We start from the raw sequence: 15514 nt of genomic DNA, 5'->3' as shown, positions 1-15514 counted from the left end.
TCAGGACACCTCGCGGCGCAGCGTCCGGAACAGGCCGGCGGCCAGCGGGAGAACCATCCAGACGAGCAGCGACACCGCCAGCCGACCCCACTGCTCGCCGGTGACGTGGTTGGTGAACAGCGGCTCCATGGTCCGGCTGGTGTCCAGCCACTCGGCCGGGCCGCGCAGGGGCCGGACCAGTTCGCCGAGCACCGACCAGAGGGTCGGCAGCAGCAGGTAGCCGACGATGGCCAACGGCGGGTTGAGCAGCAGCAGGCCGAAGGCGGCACCCATCAGCACGCCGGCGACCTGGACGATCGCCCCGTTCACGATCAGCGTCGCGTCTACCTGCCAGGTGCCCGCGCCGCCCGTGGCGGACGCCACGAGCGTCCCGACGCTGGCGACGGCCACTGTGACCAGCAGGGAGGCGAGCGCGGCCAGCACCACCGCGATCAGCTTCGCGGCCACCACCCGCTCCCGCCGGGGCACCAGCGCGTACGTGGTGAGGGCGGTGCGCTGGGACCACTCGCTGGTGATCGACAGGATGCCGAGCACCGGCAGGAGGACGTTGACGGGCAACAGCGAGGTGACGAAGAAGGTGAAGAAGGTCTGTTCGGAGTCCTCGGCGTAGATCAGCAGGAGGGTGACGATCGCGACGACGACCAGGCCGATGGTGATCAGCAGCCAACGGCCGGCCCGGGTGTCGACGAGCTTGCGCAGTTCCACACCGGTGAGCCGGAGCAGCGACGGGCGGCGTACCGGGGCATGGTGTTGGGGCGCGACAGCGGTGGCGGGCGCGGTGGTGGTGGTCATCGGACGGCCTCCTTGGTGGATTCGCCGGCGGTCAGGGTGAGGAAGAGCTGTTCGAGGCCACCGCTGCCGGCGGGGCGAAGCTCGGCCAGCGCGACGCCGGCATCGGCGGCGGCCTGGCCGACCGCTTCGGCGTCGGCCTGCACGAGCAGGCCGTCGGGGCCGTCGGCCGCGGTCAGACTGGCGGCGTCCAGCGCCCGGCGCAGGGCCGCGCCATCGCGGGCCCGGACCACAGTCCCGCCACCGGCCAGCAGCTCGTTCTTGTCGCCCTGGGCCACGATCCGGCCACCCCCGATCACCACCAGCCGGTCCGCGACCGCCTCCACCTCACGCAGCAGGTGGGAGGAGAGCAGCACCGTGCCGCCCCGGTCGGCGAAGTCGCGCAGCAGGCCGCGCATCCAGAAGATGCCCTCCGGGTCCAGGCCGTTGGCCGGCTCGTCGAGGATCAACACCCGGGGGTCACCGAGCATCGCCTGCGCCAGGCCGAGCCGCTGCCGCATGCCCAACGAGTACGCCCGTACCCGCCGCTTCGCCGCCACCGCGTTCAACCCGACCAGGTCGAGCTTCGCGGCGACCTCGCGCCTGTCCAGACCCATGGTGTACGCGGACAGCGTCAACGCCTCGCGGCCGGTGCGCCCGGCGTGCTGGGCGGAGGCGTCCAGCAGCACGCCGACCTCCCGCCCCGGGTTGGGCAGCTCCCGGTACGGGTGCCCGGAGACGGTGGCGCGGCCGGCCGTCGGTGCGGTGAGCCCGCAGATCATGCGCATGGTGGTCGACTTGCCGGCGCCGTTCGGGCCGAGGAAGCCGGTGACGGTGCCCGGCTCGCACTGGAACGACACGTCGTCCACGGCCGGGTGTGGCCCGTATCGTTTGGTCAGGTTCTCTACGACGATCATGTCGCCGAGCGTGCCGGGGCCGCCCGGCCATCCGCTGCGGCCACCGGTCGGTGCCGCGTCGACCTTGGTCGACCGGCGGGTCTCGACTTTGGTAGCTGGTTGTCGGCCCCCGATGCTGCCTAGCATGGGCGGGTGAGCACCCTCGCCGTTCCGGAGCACCCCTGGCTGCTGCCGGGGGAGCTGGTGGTGCCGGCCGAGCGCGTTCGGGCGCGGCCGCGCCGCACCACCCGGGACTGGGTGGTGGACAGCCTCGCGTTCCTGCTCGGGGTGCTCTGGGTGCTGTTCGTCGTCGCCGACGCCTTGTCGCCCACCCCGGAGATGGCGATCCCGCTGCCGCACGACTGGATGGTCGGCGTCGACACGGTGCTCGGGCTGGTCTGCTGCGGGCTGCTCTGGGTGCGTCGGCGGTGGCCGCTCGGGCTGGCAGTCGCCACCCTGCCGTTGAACCTGTTCTCGATGGCCGCCGCCATCCCGCTGTTGATCATCTACTTCACCGTCGTGGTGCACCGGCGGACCGCCGTCGCGATCGCGGTCACCGGTGTCGGGCTCCTCACCAACCTGGTCTTCAGTTGGACCCGTCCAGATCCGGCGATGCCGTACTGGGCCACCGTCACCTGGGGTGTGGTGATCACCCTGGCCGTGCTGGCCTGGGGGATGTTCGTCCGGGCCCGGCGGCAGTTGATCGTGTCGCTGCGCGAGCGGGCCGAACGGGCCGAGGCGGAGCAGCAACTCCGGGTCGCCCAGGCCCGCCACCTCGAACGCACCCGGATCGCCCGGGAGATGCACGACGTGCTGGCCCACCGGATCTCGCTGCTCAGCCTGCACGCCGGTGCGCTGGAGTTCCGCCCGGACGCGCCGGCCGACGAGGTGGCCCGCGCCGCCGGGGTGATCCGGGGCAGCGCCCACGCCGCCCTTCAGGACCTCCGCGAGGTCATCGGGGTGCTCCGGGCCGAGGACGGCGGCGACGACGCCCCGGAGCCGCCCCAGCCGACCCTCGCCGACCTGCCGGCCCTGATCGCCGAGTCGCGGTCGGCCGGGGTGCGGGTCAACGTCAGCGACACCGTCGCCGAGGCGGAGAAGGTGCCGGCGGCGCTGGGCCGGGCCGCGTACCGGATCGTGCAGGAGGGGTTGACCAACGCCCGCAAGCACGCAGCCGGCGCGGCGGTGACCGTGGACGTGGCCGGCGGGCCGGGCGACGGCCTGACCGTGGCGGTCGGCAACCGGTGGCCGGTCGGCGCGCCGGCCGGCGACACCCTGCCGGGTGCGGGCACCGGCCTGGTCGGCATCAGCGAACGGGTCACCCTGGCCGGTGGCCGGCTCGCCTACGGTCGGGACGACAGCGGCGACTTCCGGTTGGCGGCGTGGCTGCCGTGGCCGGCGTGACCGGCGTGCCCGTCCCGGCCGGCCTGCGGTGACCGTGCCCTCCCCTTCCGGTGCGGCGGGGCCGGAGTCGGTCGTGCCGTCGGTGCGCGTGCTGATCGTGGACGACGACGCGCTGGTCCGGGCCGGGCTCTCGATGATCCTCGGCGGCCTGCCGGACCTGACAGTGGTCGGTGAGGCGGCCGATGGTGGTGAGGTGCCCGCAGCCGTCGCCGCGTACGCCCCGAACGTGGTGCTGATGGACATCCGGATGCCGCGGGTGGACGGGCTGACCGCCACCGAGGCGCTGCGCGCCCAGCCACACCCGCCGGAGGTGCTGGTGCTCACCACGTTCGACGCCGACGAGCAGGTGCTGCGGGCGCTGCGCGCGGGTGCGGCCGGCTTCCTGCTCAAGGACACCCCGCCGGCGGAGATCGTGCACGCCGTACGCCGGGTCGCGGCCGGTGAGGCGACGCTCTCCCCGACGGTCACCCGGACGCTGATCGCGCACGTGACCGCCGCTGTCCCCGGTGCGGTCGGGCCCGACCCGCGCAGGGAGCGGGCGGTGCGGTTGCTCGCCGGGCTCAGCGAGCGGGAGCGGCAGGTGGCTGTCGCGTTGGGGCGGGGTCACACCAACGCGGAGATCGCCGGGGAGCTCTTCATGAGTGTGGCGACGGTCAAGGCGTACGTCTCTCGGCTGTTGACCCGGCTGGACCTCAACAACCGGGTCCAGGTGGCCCTGCTCGTCCACGACGCCGGCATCGTCTGACGCAGCCGGTTGGTCGACTCGGCTTCGTTGAAGTCGCGGTGTCCCGCCGTGGAGATGCCCCGACATCAAGGAATCCGATTCGGTACCGGAATGAACTTTCGTCCGACGTCTCCCGTACCAATGGCCGAGGATGTCGGTGCGGTGAGTCCGCCGTACCGCTGCCGAGCTGCGGGAGGCCTGCCGTGCGAGTTGGTGAGCAGTCGACGGATCCCATCGACCAGGTACTGGGTGAGGTGCCAATGCCGGCACCACTGACCCCGGAGGATGTTCGGCTCGCGGTCCGGGCGGTGGTCGTGCACACCGCCGAGGAGTGGCCCACCGGGCCGCTGTGCCGCAACGACGGTGCCTCCTACCCGTGCCGCCTGCACCGCTGGGGGCGGCGCGTGTTGGAGGCACACGGGCTCAACGAACGGCAGATCGAGGCGTTGATCCGGCACGGCAACCCGTTCGTGCACGTACCCTTCCCGTTCACGGCGACCGGGCCGTCCCCGGCGCGTACCGCCGGTGCCCGGCCGGCGACCACCGGATACCCGGCCCCGGCCGGGCGTACCGGCGGGTTGCCGGCGCGGCAGCAGGCCGCGCGGGCCGTGCCACCGGGTGTACGACCCACCGCTGCTGGCCGGCCGGTGACTGCCCCCGTCACCGCGCCGCGCTGGCCCCGGGCGAGCTGAGCGCGCTACCCCTCCGCCCGCAGACCCGGGGCCGACACGACGTCGGCCCGACGCGGAGATTTCCCTCTCCGCGTCGGGCCGACGTCGCTCCGACAGGGGGCTCAGTCGTTGCCGGCTCCGATGCCGCAGTCCGGCGCCGACCAGCTCGTCGTGTTCGAGCTGCTGTCGCTGTTGTTCTCCCGACGCGAGTCGACGTGCACGTGGTCGTCGTGGTCCGGGTAGCCCGGGCCGTAGATTCCGCTGAACCCGTTGTTACGGGCGGCACGGGCGACCTGGCACAGGGACGACGTGCGTGAGGTGACGTCGGCCGCGTTGCCGTAGAGGTGTTGGCTGTCCGACGCGCCGCCGACCTGGTTGTTGCAGGCGCGACTGCGGAAACCGCTGGACACGTTCAGCGGCTTGTCGCCGAGGCTCTTGCGCAGCGCCTCCAGCTTCCACATGGTGCGCAACGCGTTCTGCTTGGTCTGGGCCGCCGACAGCGGGCCGCCGCTCCACCCGCTGCCACCGCAGCCGTTGTCCAGCTCGCCGTAGCTGAAGTGCGCGGGTGTGCAGTCGTTGTCCTGGAGTTGGTACAGCTTGGCGTAGGTCTGCGGGCCGGCGATGCCGTCGGCGCGCAACCCGTACGCCTGCTGGAACCGCTTGACCGCGGCGGCGGTCTTCGGTCCGTAGCGGCCGTCGTTCTCCACGATGTCCCGGTTGCCGGCCCACCCGGCGACCCGGATCTGCAATTGGCGGACGTCGTCGCCGGAGCGTCCCTGGGTCAGGGTGCGGTTCCACGTGTAGCAGCCGTCCGCATGCGCCGCCGGCGCGGCGACCACCGCGGCGATCGCTGCCCCGGGCAGTGCCAGGGCAAATGCGATGGCAGCACGCTTCAAGGTGTTTACGCGCACAGAAGTCCTCCCGATAGGAGAGCGATTGGGGTGGCCACGGGACATCGACCAAGAAGTCCCGCGATTTCCACCCTGACACTGATCGAGGCGGTTGGAGGCGATTAACGAGAATCGTCCTCACAAACCGTCGCTCCTGGGTATTGGCTGGGAATTCGACTGATTTGCGAAACAGCCAATTGCTGCCGATCAGCCCTGTTCCGGTCAACCACACCGAACGTCGCAATCAGCGACACCGAGGGTGATGTTCCCTGGCCGGCGGCGGCCGGTAACGTCAGCCCCGGGCGGCGGACTGGCGGAGGTGCACGTGGCACGCGGTGGCGTCTTCTGTGTCGAGGGTCAATGGCACCGCGACCTCAACGAGCGGGGCTCCGTGCTGCCCACCCTGGAGCTGCTGGAGCGGCTGGGCAAGATCCGCTTCATCCACAAGGACGCGGCCACCCGCGACGAGCTGTTCTACTTCCTGGACCGCTGGCTGCTCAAGCAGTACGCCGACCACCGGGTGGGCTTCTTCGCCATGCACGGCGAGCCGAGCCGACTCTGCCTCACCGACTGGCAGTCGGTGGAGCTGAACGAGGTGGCCGACCTGATGGCCGGCCGCGCCGAGGGGCGACGTCTCTATTTCGGCAGCTGCTCGGTCCTGAGGGCCTCCGACGCCGTGCTGCGCGAGTTCCTGGAGGTCACCGGAGCTGCTCTGATCTGCGGTTTCACCCGCGAAGTCGACTGGGTCGAATCGGCGGCCTTCGAAACCGTCCTCCTCGACGTGCTCGCCAACGGCCAGCGACACAATGCCGCCGAGCTGCGGATGGGCTCGGCCCACTGGGCGCCCCTCGCGTCGTACCTCGGCTTCCGGGTGATCTACGCCAACGGCCGAGCGTGGCGCCCGTCCGGCCGCCCCCGGGTGCCCGCCCAGGCGGTGCACCGCTCCACGGCCCGACCGCGCTGACCCGCCGCCGCCCCCGCACGCGTGCCCTGGTAGGAACGACGAATGGCGCGCAGCATCGCACGGAACACCCGGGTCGACCGGGACGACCTGCTCGACTTCCTCCGGCCACGACACCGCGTCGTGCTGATGACCACCCGGGCCGACGGGCGACCGCAGTCCTCCCCGGTCTCCGCCGGCATCGACGGGCAGGGCCGGCTGGTCGTCTCGACCTATCCGGAGCGGGCCAAGGTGACCAACATTCGCCGGGACCCCCGGGTGTCGGCGTGCGTGCTCAGCGACGACTGGAACGGCCCCTGGGTGCAGATCGACGGCACCGCCGAGGTGCTCGACCTGCCCGAGGCGCTGGAGCCACTGGTCGACTACTTCCGCAGCATCTCCGGTGAGCACCCGGACTGGGACGACTACCGGGCGGCGATGGTGCGCCAGGGCAAGTCGCTGATCCGGGTCACCATCGACGCGTGGGGCCCGATCGCCACCGGCGGCTTCCCCGCCCGCCTCGCCGACTGACCCTTCGTTCGGTGGACCCCACACCCCTCAGTCGAGCAGAGCGGCGTAGACGAGCTGGCGCAGCTGGGAGCGGAGCGGGTAGGTGCTCGACGGCATCAGTTGGGTGAACAGCAACGCGGTGATCTCCTCGGCCGGGTCGACCCAGAACGCGGTGCTGGCCACCCCACCCCAGTAGTACTCGCCGACGCTGCTCGGCACCCGGCTGGGGACCGGGTCGTCGACGACCGCGAAGCCGAGGCCGAAGCCGATCCCGTCCAGCGTCGTCTCGGCGAAGCCGCCGGTGGACAGGGTGCCCAGGTCCTGACCCCCGGGCAGGTGGTTGCGGGTCATGAACCGCACCGTGCGGGGCCCGAGCAGCCGGACGCCGTCCAGTTCGCCGCCGCGCAGCAACAGTTGGGTGAAGCGGTGGTAGTCGGCCGCGCTGGAGATCAGACCGCCGCCACCGGACAGCAGGGCGGGCTTGCGGAACGCGAGTGCGCCGAGGCTGTCGTAACGGACGGCCTTTCCGCTACGCGGCTCCGGTACGTAGAGGGCGGCCAACCTGTCGGCCTCGTCGCCGTCCACCCACCAACGGGTGTCGGTCATGCCCAGCGGGCCGAAGATCCGGTCGGCGAAGAACGCGTCCAGGCTCTGGCCGGAGATCACCTCGACGAGCCGACCGAGCACGTCGGTGGCGACCGAGTAACCCCAGGCGGAGCCGGGTTGGAACAGCAGTGGCAGTTCGCCGAAGACCGCGCAGGCGGTGGCCAGGTCGACGTCCGCCGGCGGGTACAGGTCGTAACCGGCGGCCCGGTACAGGCCGTCGACCACCGAGGTCTGCATGAAGCCGTACGTCAGGCCGGCCGTGTGGGTGAGCAGGTGCCAGACCCGGATCGGTTCGACCGCCGGCACTGTGTACGGCTTGAGCGCCGACCCCTTGGAGTAGACCCGCAGATCGGCGAACTCCGGCAGCCAGCGGCTGATCTCGTCGGTCAGCTCGAACCGGCCCTCCTCCCAGAGCATCATCGCCGCGACCGAGGTGACCGGCTTGGTCATCGAGTAGATCCGCCAGAGCGTGTCCGCCTCGACCGGCGCGCCCGACTCCCGGTCCCGCAGTCCGTACGTCGAGGAGTGCGCCACCTCGCCGCGGCGGGTGACCACCACCTGCCAACCGGCCAGGCGGCCGTCGTCCACGTACCGGCCGAAGTGCTCGTCGATCCGCGCCAACCGCGCCGGGTCGAAACCGATCTGATCCGGGTCCTTGCTCCGCGCCACACTCACGCCGCCGAACCTACTCGGCGGTATGCCGGCGCTGGAAGGGGGTCGCCTCGGCTCGGCTGTCGCCGCTGACCACTAACCTGGCCGAATGCCGGAGCTGACCGAGGACGTGACCTTCCGCAACGAGGACTGGTACGGCGAGGAGCTGACCGACCGGCACTTCGTCAGTTGTGAGTTCTTCGACGTGGACCTGACCGAGGCGGTGAGTCGGGGAGCGGTCTTCACCGGGTGCACGTTCGGCAACGTCCGGTTCAACGCGTCCCGGCATGTCGACTCGGCCTTCACCCGGTGCGTCTTCCGCCGGTGCAATTTCTTCGAGGCCGAGTTCACCGGCTGCAAACTGGTCGGCAGCACCTTCGTCGACTGCGACCTGCGCCCGTTGACTGTCGACGGCGGTGACTGGTCCTTCGTCGCGCTGCCCGGCGCCGACCTGCGGGGCGTTCGGCTGACCGGGGTGCGGATGCGTGAGGTGGACCTGACCCGGGCCAACCTGACCGGCGCCACCGTCACCGGCGTCGACCTGTCCGGCGCCCAACTGCTCAACGTACGGCTCGGTGGCGCCGACCTGCGGGGCAGCGACCTCACCGCGCTCGACCCGACGGTCGTCGAGCGGGCCGGCGCGATCGTCGACGTCGGGCAGGCCGTGGTCATCGCGCAGTTGCTCGGTTTTCGGATCGGCTGACCCGAGCGGCGTTCGTGGCCTGCCGAAGTACCCGTCCACGCGGGCGGGACGCCGGGCATCGTCCGGCTGCGGGCTGGACACGTCCGGCAGTCCGGATCTAGCGTGTCGTCCACACCGGTACGAACGCGAAACGGCCCACAGTGGACGGTGCGATCCGCTGCGGTCGGCGGCGGCCGGGTGGTGGAGTTGGAGGGGTCGGTGGCGGACGAAGACCGCACGCGGACTGATTCGGGTGCCGAGGACGCATCGGCGAAGCATCGCTCGGGTGCCGTCACCTCCGGTCAGACCCGCGCCGCGCTGCGCCGGGTCGCCCGTGCCCGGCAGCGCCGGCGTTGGGCAGTGGAGGGGGTCGTCGTCCTCGCCTGCCTGGCGGCGTTGATCTCGTACCTGAGCTTCCGGTCGGAACCGGCGCCCGACGACGACCAGGCGGGCCGCTCCGGCGGCGTCACCGGGGTCGTCGCCCGTTCTCCCGGCTTCCCGGCCACCGACGGGCGCACCGGTGACGCGGGCCCGGCGGAGCCCGGCCTGCGTCCGCGCCAGCGCCCGCCCTCGCCCGACCCGACACCGTCCACGACCGCGCCGGCCCCGCCGCCACCGTCACAGCAGTCGCCAGAGTTGTCGGTGACCCGGGGGGAGATGCCCGCCGAGGTCAACCTGACCGCCGTGGGTGCCCGGGACTGGATGCACTGGGGGCAGCGCGGGGGCAACTCGACGGTCCGCAAGCGGGCGGGTTCCGGGGAGATCGCCGACGAGGGTGGCGCCGGCACCCGCGTCGCCTGGGACGGCAACCAGGAGCACGTCCGGTGGTCCGACGGCTCGTCGCAGCGGTCCGTGCGGGACAGTTCAGAGGGTGTCTACACCTGCGGCGCCGGAAACGGGTTCTCCCTCGCCGTCGCCGGCAGCGGCGAGTCGCGCACGGTCCACCTCTACGGCGGCATCTGGATGGCCCGGGGGCGCCTGGAGGCTCGACTGTCCACCGGCGGGCCCGCCAGCAGCGCGGTGCTGGAGGACCCGTACACGAGTCAGAGCGCTCAGTTCACCATCAAGTTCACGGTGCCGAAGGGCGCCCGACTGCTGCTGACCTGGAAAGTCGAGAAGGTCTTCACGCCGCACTGCGGCAACGTCGGCCTCCAGGCCGTGGCGGTGCGCTGACCGACCAACCACACAGCGGGACAGTTTGTCCGTCGCCGACGGTCGAGGAGGTCGTAGCTTTCTGCTGTCCCCATTCGACCATCCAGTGTGGAGGCAGCGGAGATGAGTAGTACCGCCCACCGCGTCCATCGCGCCGCTTCGTCCGGTGCCGCTGAAGCGTCCGGGGAGGTGCTCCGCGACATCCCCCTGCCGCCGTACGTGACGGGCGAGGACACCCAGTTCGCGGTACGGGCGGTGGTGGTGCACGCCCCCCGGCGGTGGTCCGGGGGAGTGGTCTGCCGCAACGATGCCAGCCCGCACCCGTGTCGCCTGCACCGTTGGGGCACCCGGGTGCTGGCACTGCGCGGGCTGCGGGCCGCCGAGATCGCCGCCCTCATCGAGCGCGGCGACCCGACGGCGGTGGTCCCCCCACCGAAGCGTCCGGCCTGAGCGCGCGTCCGGCCGGGAGGCGCCAGCCCGCGCCTCCCGGCCGCCCACTCAACAGGTGATCGGTTTGACCCAGGAGCACTCGACGCCCTCCGGGGTCCGCGGAGTCTCCGGCACCGCCGGCGGTGCCATCCGGGCGGTGCTCGTACCGTCCGCGCGGAAACCGGCCAGTGCCACAGCGATCTGGTCCTCCAACGGCTTGACCGACGCCGTCAGGTAGTTGTTCAGCAGGATGGCGAACGCCAGCAGCCGGCCGTCGGCGCTGGTGACGTAGCCGGAGAGTCCGGAGACACCGGTCAGGCTGCCGGTCTTCGCGTGTACGTTGCCGGCCGCGGGGGTGCCGGCCATCCGGCTCCGGAGAGTGCCGCCGACGAACCGCTCGGGTTGCCCGGCGATCGGCAGGGCCGCGTACCAGGTCTCGAACCACGGTTCGGCGCGTACGGCGTTCAGCAGGTCCACGAACTCCGCCGCCGGGACCAGGTTGCGCCGGGACAGCCCGGAGCCGTCGCGTTGGCGTAGTCGCCCGGTGTCCATCCCGGTGTCGGCGACGTACTCGCTGATCGCGGTCATGCCGGCGGTCCAGGTGCCCGAACCGCTCAGCACCCGGCCGATTTCCTTGGTCAACACCTCGGCGTGCCCGTTGTTGGAGAGCTTGAGGAACGGTGTCATCAGCTCGCCGAGGCTCATCGAGTCGTGCCGGGCCACCGGGTGGGCGGTCTCCGGGGTGGCCTGGCCCAGCACGGTCCGGCCGATCACCCGGACGCCGTGCCTGTGCAACGCCGCCCGGAACACGTCGGCCGCGTAGCCGGTGGGTTCCCAGACGGTCACCCAGTCACTGGCGGGCTCGTCTCCGACGGCGATCTGGCCGGTCACCACCACTGTGTTACCGCCGTGTTCGCGCTCGATGGAGATCGAGGTCTCGCCCTCGGCGACCGTCACGGCCCGGTTGTCGACGCGAACGTATCCGGTCGGCGGGGTGGTGCTGACCACCGGCGGGGCACCGGCCCGGCCGGCGGGTGCGGCCTGCACGATCACCGTCCCGGCGTCGTAGTCGGTGTCCGGGGCGACGGTCAGCGCGGAGACCTGCGCGGCGTAGTAGTAGGGCTCGTCGTCCCAGGTCCAGTCAGGGCCGAGGCGGGTGTGGTCGTAGCGGGTGTCGTCGGCGACCAGGTTGCCGGTGACCACCCGTACCCCGTCGGCGGCGACCTGGGCGGCGAGCGCGTCGTAGTCGGCGGCGAGCATGGTCGGATCACCGCCACCGCGCAGGTAGAGGTTGCCGGTGAGCAGGCCGGCGCGGCGTTTGCCGCTGGTGTGCACGTCGGTGGTGAAGCGGTGCCCCGACCCGAGCAGCCCGAGGGCCGCCGTCGAGGTCATCAGCTTGGTGTTGGAGGCCGGGATCAGCCGGCGGTCGCCGTTGCGGTCGTAGAGCGTCTGCCCCGTGCTGGTGTCGACCACGACCACCGACGCCTGCGCCCCGCCGAGGCGGGCGTCGGCGAGGACCGTGTCGATGGTGTCGTGCAGTCGGGTCGTCGCGGGGGTGGGCGACTCGGCCGTGGCACCCGACGCGCCGGTGGTGGCCGCGGTGGCGGCCAACGTGAGCAGCGCGAGGGCCCGGACAAAATGACGGCGATGCATGCGCTGATGCTGCCACGAAGATAATCGCCGGAGAAGAGCGCCACGCGAAAGTTACTGCCAATTGGGCTACGTCGGTCGTCCGACCGACTTCTCGTGTCCGCCCCAGTAGTGCCGCTGCGCCCCCATCACCATCGGTGCGACCAGGGCGGCCAGAGCCCCGCCGAGCAGCGGGAAGACGATGAACACCCAAAGCTGCCGCAGGGCCACGCCGCCCTCGAAGACCGCTGGGCCGAACGCGCGAGCCGGGTTGACCGCCGCGCCGGTCAGCGTCACGCCCACCAGCTGGGTCGCTGCGAGGGCCAACCCGATGGCCAGCCCGGCGGTCCCCGGGTTCTCGCTCCGACTGGTCACCACCAGGACGACGAGGACGAACAGGAAGGTCAGCACGACCTCCAGCACCGCCGCGCCGCCCCGGTTGATGTGGGCGCCGTAACCGTTCGTGCCCAGTGCCCCGGTCTGGTCCGCGACATCGCCCCAGCGGGTCAGCGCCCAGAGCACGAAGGCCGCCACGGTCGCGCCGACGAACTGGGCGATCCAGTACGCCACCGCGCCGAGCACCGAGATCTTTCCGGAGAGCAGCACACCGAGTGTCACCGCCGGGTTGACGTGACTTCCGGAGAGCGGGCCGATCGTGTAGACGAGAGCGACCATCACGAAACCGAAGGCCAGCGCGACCACCACCACGCCGCCCTGAACCCGTGCGGCGACGGCGCTGCCCACTCCGAAGAAGACGAGCAGCAGAGTGCCGAGGAACTCGGCCGCATACCGACGGAAGTCGCTCATCCACTCAGCGTAGGCGCAGGTCAGGAGGTCATTGCCGAAAACCTGTGATCGGCGCGACGGCCCAACGCGGGCACAGCGGTGCCGACCACGGTGTTGCACACCATGTGGACACCCACTCAGCGGACGTCGTGGTGATCGGCGCCGGTCAGGCAGGCTTGAGCGCCGGCTACCACCTGCGCCGGACCGGCTTCCGGCCCGGCAGCGGCTTCGTCATCCTCGACGGCGACGACGGACCGGGCGGGGCCTGGCAGCACCGCTGGCCGACGCTCGTCTTCGACCGGGTGCACGGCTTCCACGACCTGCCCGGGCTGCCCCTTCCGCCAGTGCAGCCCCACCGTCCGGCGGCCGAGCAGGTGCGCGCCTACTTCGCCGCGTACGAGAGGACATTCGAGCTGCCGGTACGACGTCCGGTGCGGGTCCGTGCGGTGGGTTCCCGCCCGGACGGGCGGCTGGACGTGCACACCGACCAGGGCCGGTGGGTCGCCCGGGCTCTGATCAACGCGACCGGCACCTGGACCAGGCCGTTCTGGCCGCACTACCCGGGCCGGGCATCGTTCCGGGGCCGGCAACTGCACACCGCCGACTACCGGGGGCCGGCCGAGTTCACCGGCCTGCGGGTGGTGGTCGTCGGTGGGGGCACCTCCGCCGTGCAGTTGCTCGGGGAGGTTTCCACAGTCGCGGCGGCCACCACCTGGGTGACCCGCCGACCGCCGGAGTTCCGCGACGAGGAGTTCGGCCCGGAACTGGGCCGCGCCGCGGTGGCCCGGGTGGACGAGGCGGTACGCGAAGGTCGCCCACCGGGCAGCGTGGTGGGCGTGACGGGGCTGCCGGTCACGCCGGAGGTACGCCGGCTGCGTGAGCGGGGCGTCCTCGACCGGCTACCCGTGTTCGACCGGATCACACCCGACGGGGTGGCCTGGGCGGACGGGCGGTTCGTACCGGCGGACGTGATCCTCTGGTGCACCGGTTTCCGCGCCGCCATCGACCACCTCGCCCCGCTGGGGCTGCGCGCGCCGGGCGGCGGTATCACGATGGACGGCACCCGGGTGGTCGCCGACGAGCGGATTCACCTGGTCGGTTACGGCCCCTCGGCCAGCACGATCGGCGCCAACCGGGCCGGCCGCGCGGCGGTCAACGAGATTCGCGCCTGGCTGGCCCCGGCCCCCGCTCTCGACTGACCTGGCTCTATTTGACGGATCGCCGGTCGGCGGGCACGGTGGAGGTGGCGGGGCCCTCAGCTGCCCCGATTCGATGCGACGGCGATGACCGTTCGCCCCTTCTGTCGCCTCCCAGATGCGCTCGTACGCGGACCGATCAGCCGGTCTGCGAGGGTTTCGAGCGGGAGCCGAGATTCCACGAGGAGTTCCACTCATGCTCACCATGACCGACAATGCCGTGCTCGTCATCCGTGACCTCGCCAACCAGCAGGACGTCGCCGAGGGCGGCGGAGTGCGTATCGCCGCCGACACCGAGGCCGGCTCGCTCTCGGTGGAGTTGGTGCCCGAGCCGGCGCAGGGCGATCGGGTGGTCGACAACCAGGGCGCCCGCATCTTCCTCGACGAGGACGCCGCCGAACTGCTCGGCGACGCCTCGGTGGACGCCACCGTCGACGACGAGGGCATCATCCAGTTCGGCTTCACCGAGAAGCAGTAGTCACCCGTCTCACCGCAGCGAGCGTCCGCGCTGTGGCGGATCGGGCCGGGGATTCCACCTCGGCGCGGTGTCGCCGTCCGGGCGCAACAGCGTGGCGAGCACGTACGCCAGGTGGTGTGAGGTGCTCCAGGCCGCCCAGTTGGCGGCCGAACCGGCACCGGCGCCCCGGCGGGCCCGGCGGAGCAGCTCGTGGTCACCCCAGGAGAACGCCGCGCCGGTGCTCGGCCAGTGCGGCGACGACACCAGCGTGCGGCACAGGTCGGCGAACCGCTCGTCGCCCCGGCCACCTCGCCGCGCCCAGCGGTAGATCCACCAGCTGCCGTCGTCGGTGTACCGCACCGTCGGCAGCCGGTCACCAGGATCACCGCTGCCGGACACGGCCGGGTGGACTCCGTAGTCGCCGTAGTCGACCCCGGTGTCGGCCAGCCGTTGCCAGAGCTGCCAGTCCCAGCGGTCCAACCGGATCGGCTCGTCGGTGGGCAGCCGGGACAACGTCGACGGCATTCCACCCGCTGCCACGGTCACCGAGCGCCAGGCGTGCCGGCGCGCCCATTCGAGCAGGCGGCGCACCCGCGGTTCGGCCGCCCGCACATCCGCCGGGCAGCACACGTCCCCCGTGTCCACCAGCAGGTCGCACTCCTCCGGGACGAGGTCGGTGGACCGCCAGACCCGTTCGGCGGCGGCGGTGCTCTCGTTTGGCCCGGCCCGGTCCTGTCCGGCCCGCAGGCGGATCAGCGCCCGCCGGCCGCACGCCCGTGCCGCCGCGCCGTGCGCGACCAGCCGATGGTCGCTCTCCGCGAGACCGATGACCGGCACCAGTGGTACGCCCCAGCGGCTCAGCTCCGCTGCGCGGCTGTCGGGGAGGGCGCTGACGTCGACGGCCGGCAGGAGCCCGGGTGGTAGTCGGCGCAGAACGTCCACTGTGGTTCTGTCGACGGTGCCGATCTCCAGGATCGGGGCGACACGTGCGGTGGCCGTTTCGTCGAGGTGGCTGAGGGCATCCAGCTCACCGCGCCGGCAGGCGAGGATGGGTCGGTAAACCGGTTCCGCCGCCCGGCTCCCGGGGGCGGGCACCATACTTCAATCTAGCCAGGCATGCGCA

At 71.9% G+C, this 15514-nt stretch carries 16 protein-coding genes and 1 pseudogene; 10 read left to right on the top strand and 7 right to left on the bottom strand.

Features of this window, described 5'->3' with window-relative positions:
- Entirely contained in the window at positions 1–792 is a 792-nt protein-coding gene (locus FHU34_RS28700; RefSeq protein ID WP_145785302.1) for an ABC transporter permease, read from the bottom strand.
- Positions 789–1685 carry an ABC transporter ATP-binding protein gene (locus FHU34_RS28695; RefSeq protein WP_145785301.1) on the bottom strand — a complete coding sequence of 299 codons (897 nt, stop codon included), beginning with the start codon at positions 1683–1685 and terminating at the stop codon, positions 789–791. The genes FHU34_RS28700 and FHU34_RS28695 overlap by 4 nt, the downstream gene beginning before the upstream one ends.
- 132 nt (positions 1686–1817) lie before the next feature.
- Here FHU34_RS28695 and FHU34_RS28690 point away from each other — a divergent pair, with 132 nt between their 5' ends.
- The 3 genes and pseudogenes from FHU34_RS28690 to FHU34_RS28680 all read left to right on the top strand — a co-directional run bounded on the left by FHU34_RS28690 (position 1818) and on the right by FHU34_RS28680 (position 4484).
- Positions 1818–3068, top strand: coding sequence for a sensor histidine kinase (locus tag FHU34_RS28690; protein WP_145785300.1), 1251 nt, complete (start codon positions 1818–1820; stop codon positions 3066–3068).
- Positions 3047–3813: pseudogene (locus FHU34_RS28685) on the top strand (response regulator). The gene FHU34_RS28690 and the pseudogene FHU34_RS28685 overlap by 22 nt, the downstream one beginning before the upstream one ends.
- A 239-nt stretch (positions 3814–4052) precedes the next feature.
- A complete protein-coding gene (locus FHU34_RS28680; RefSeq protein WP_244311869.1) occupies positions 4053–4484 on the top strand; it encodes a hypothetical protein in 432 nt (143 codons plus the stop codon).
- Positions 4485–4585: 101 nt separating this feature from the next.
- Here FHU34_RS28680 and FHU34_RS28675 read toward each other — a convergent pair whose 3' ends face one another.
- Positions 4586–5374, bottom strand: coding sequence for a D-Ala-D-Ala carboxypeptidase family metallohydrolase (locus tag FHU34_RS28675; protein WP_145785297.1), 789 nt, complete (start codon positions 5372–5374; stop codon positions 4586–4588).
- Between the two features lie 304 nt (positions 5375–5678).
- On the opposite strand from FHU34_RS28675, the gene FHU34_RS28670 reads away from it, so the two are divergent.
- Both FHU34_RS28670 and FHU34_RS28665 read left to right on the top strand, forming a co-directional pair.
- Positions 5679–6317, top strand: coding sequence for a DUF6642 family protein (locus FHU34_RS28670; protein WP_145785296.1), 639 nt, complete (start codon positions 5679–5681; stop codon positions 6315–6317).
- A gap of 42 nt (positions 6318–6359) precedes the next feature.
- The gene (locus tag FHU34_RS28665) at positions 6360–6824 is read left to right on the top strand and encodes a PPOX class F420-dependent oxidoreductase (RefSeq protein WP_145785295.1); all 465 of its coding nucleotides are present in this window, start codon (positions 6360–6362) and stop codon (positions 6822–6824) included.
- Between the two features lie 27 nt (positions 6825–6851).
- On the opposite strand, the gene FHU34_RS28660 is transcribed toward FHU34_RS28665, so the two are convergent.
- A complete protein-coding gene (locus FHU34_RS28660; protein WP_145785294.1) occupies positions 6852–8084 on the bottom strand; it encodes a serine hydrolase domain-containing protein in 1233 nt (410 codons plus the stop codon).
- Positions 8085–8169: 85 nt separating this feature from the next.
- On the opposite strand from FHU34_RS28660, the gene FHU34_RS28655 reads away from it, so the two are divergent.
- From FHU34_RS28655 to FHU34_RS28645, 3 genes are all read left to right on the top strand, one after another.
- Entirely contained in the window at positions 8170–8763 is a 594-nt protein-coding gene (locus FHU34_RS28655; RefSeq protein ID WP_145785293.1) for a pentapeptide repeat-containing protein, read from the top strand.
- Positions 8764–8910: 147 nt separating this feature from the next.
- A complete protein-coding gene (locus tag FHU34_RS28650; protein ID WP_244311868.1) occupies positions 8911–9915 on the top strand; it encodes a hypothetical protein in 1005 nt (334 codons plus the stop codon).
- Positions 9916–10017: 102 nt separating this feature from the next.
- Entirely contained in the window at positions 10018–10344 is a 327-nt protein-coding gene (locus tag FHU34_RS28645; RefSeq protein WP_208745099.1) for a hypothetical protein, read from the top strand.
- A gap of 48 nt (positions 10345–10392) precedes the next feature.
- Here FHU34_RS28645 and dacB read toward each other — a convergent pair whose 3' ends face one another.
- Both dacB and FHU34_RS28635 read right to left on the bottom strand, forming a co-directional pair.
- A complete protein-coding gene (gene dacB, locus FHU34_RS28640) occupies positions 10393–11976 on the bottom strand; it encodes a D-alanyl-D-alanine carboxypeptidase/D-alanyl-D-alanine endopeptidase (protein WP_145785292.1) in 1584 nt (527 codons plus the stop codon).
- Between the two features lie 66 nt (positions 11977–12042).
- Positions 12043–12759: an MIP/aquaporin family protein gene (locus FHU34_RS28635; protein WP_145785291.1), complete on the bottom strand. Its 717-nt coding sequence runs from the start codon at positions 12757–12759 to the stop codon at positions 12043–12045.
- Positions 12760–12863: 104 nt separating this feature from the next.
- On the opposite strand from FHU34_RS28635, the gene FHU34_RS28630 reads away from it, so the two are divergent.
- Both FHU34_RS28630 and FHU34_RS28625 read left to right on the top strand, forming a co-directional pair.
- Positions 12864–13937 carry an NAD(P)-binding domain-containing protein gene (locus tag FHU34_RS28630; RefSeq protein WP_145785290.1) on the top strand — a complete coding sequence of 358 codons (1074 nt, stop codon included), beginning with the start codon at positions 12864–12866 and terminating at the stop codon, positions 13935–13937.
- A gap of 193 nt (positions 13938–14130) precedes the next feature.
- On the top strand, positions 14131–14412 hold the full coding sequence (locus FHU34_RS28625) for an adhesin (RefSeq protein ID WP_145785289.1): 282 nt from the start codon (positions 14131–14133) through the stop codon (positions 14410–14412).
- Between the two features lie 9 nt (positions 14413–14421).
- Here the strand turns inward: FHU34_RS28625 and FHU34_RS28620 are convergent, their stop codons facing one another.
- Positions 14422–15489, bottom strand: coding sequence for a beta family protein (locus tag FHU34_RS28620; RefSeq protein ID WP_208745098.1), 1068 nt, complete (start codon positions 15487–15489; stop codon positions 14422–14424).
- Between the last annotated feature and the right edge of the window lie 25 nt (positions 15490–15514).

It is taken from the genome of Micromonospora taraxaci (genome assembly GCF_007830095.1).
GTDB classification, from domain to species: Bacteria; Actinomycetota; Actinomycetes; order Mycobacteriales; family Micromonosporaceae; genus Micromonospora; species Micromonospora taraxaci.
Note: the sequence above shows the minus strand (reverse complement) of the source record. Positions and strands in the feature narration are given on the sequence as shown.

Excerpts from the sequence above, each read along its gene's own strand:
- FHU34_RS28655 (WP_145785293.1), top strand. The coding sequence starts at position 8,170 with ATGCCGGAGCTGACCGAGGACGTGACCTTCCGCAACGAGGACTGGTAC.
- FHU34_RS28620 (WP_208745098.1), bottom strand. The coding sequence starts at position 15,489 with ATGGTGCCCGCCCCCGGGAGCCGGGCGGCGGAACCGGTTTACCGACCC.
- FHU34_RS28625 (WP_145785289.1), top strand. The coding sequence starts at position 14,131 with ATGCTCACCATGACCGACAATGCCGTGCTCGTCATCCGTGACCTCGCC.
- FHU34_RS28695 (WP_145785301.1), bottom strand. The coding sequence starts at position 1,685 with ATGATCGTCGTAGAGAACCTGACCAAACGATACGGGCCACACCCGGCC.
- FHU34_RS28645 (WP_208745099.1), top strand. The coding sequence starts at position 10,018 with ATGAGTAGTACCGCCCACCGCGTCCATCGCGCCGCTTCGTCCGGTGCC.
- FHU34_RS28680 (WP_244311869.1), top strand. The coding sequence starts at position 4,053 with ATGCCGGCACCACTGACCCCGGAGGATGTTCGGCTCGCGGTCCGGGCG.
- FHU34_RS28665 (WP_145785295.1), top strand. The coding sequence starts at position 6,360 with ATGGCGCGCAGCATCGCACGGAACACCCGGGTCGACCGGGACGACCTG.
- FHU34_RS28635 (WP_145785291.1), bottom strand. The coding sequence starts at position 12,759 with ATGAGCGACTTCCGTCGGTATGCGGCCGAGTTCCTCGGCACTCTGCTG.
- dacB (WP_145785292.1), bottom strand. The coding sequence starts at position 11,976 with ATGCATCGCCGTCATTTTGTCCGGGCCCTCGCGCTGCTCACGTTGGCC.
- FHU34_RS28700 (WP_145785302.1), bottom strand. The coding sequence starts at position 792 with ATGACCACCACCACCGCGCCCGCCACCGCTGTCGCGCCCCAACACCAT.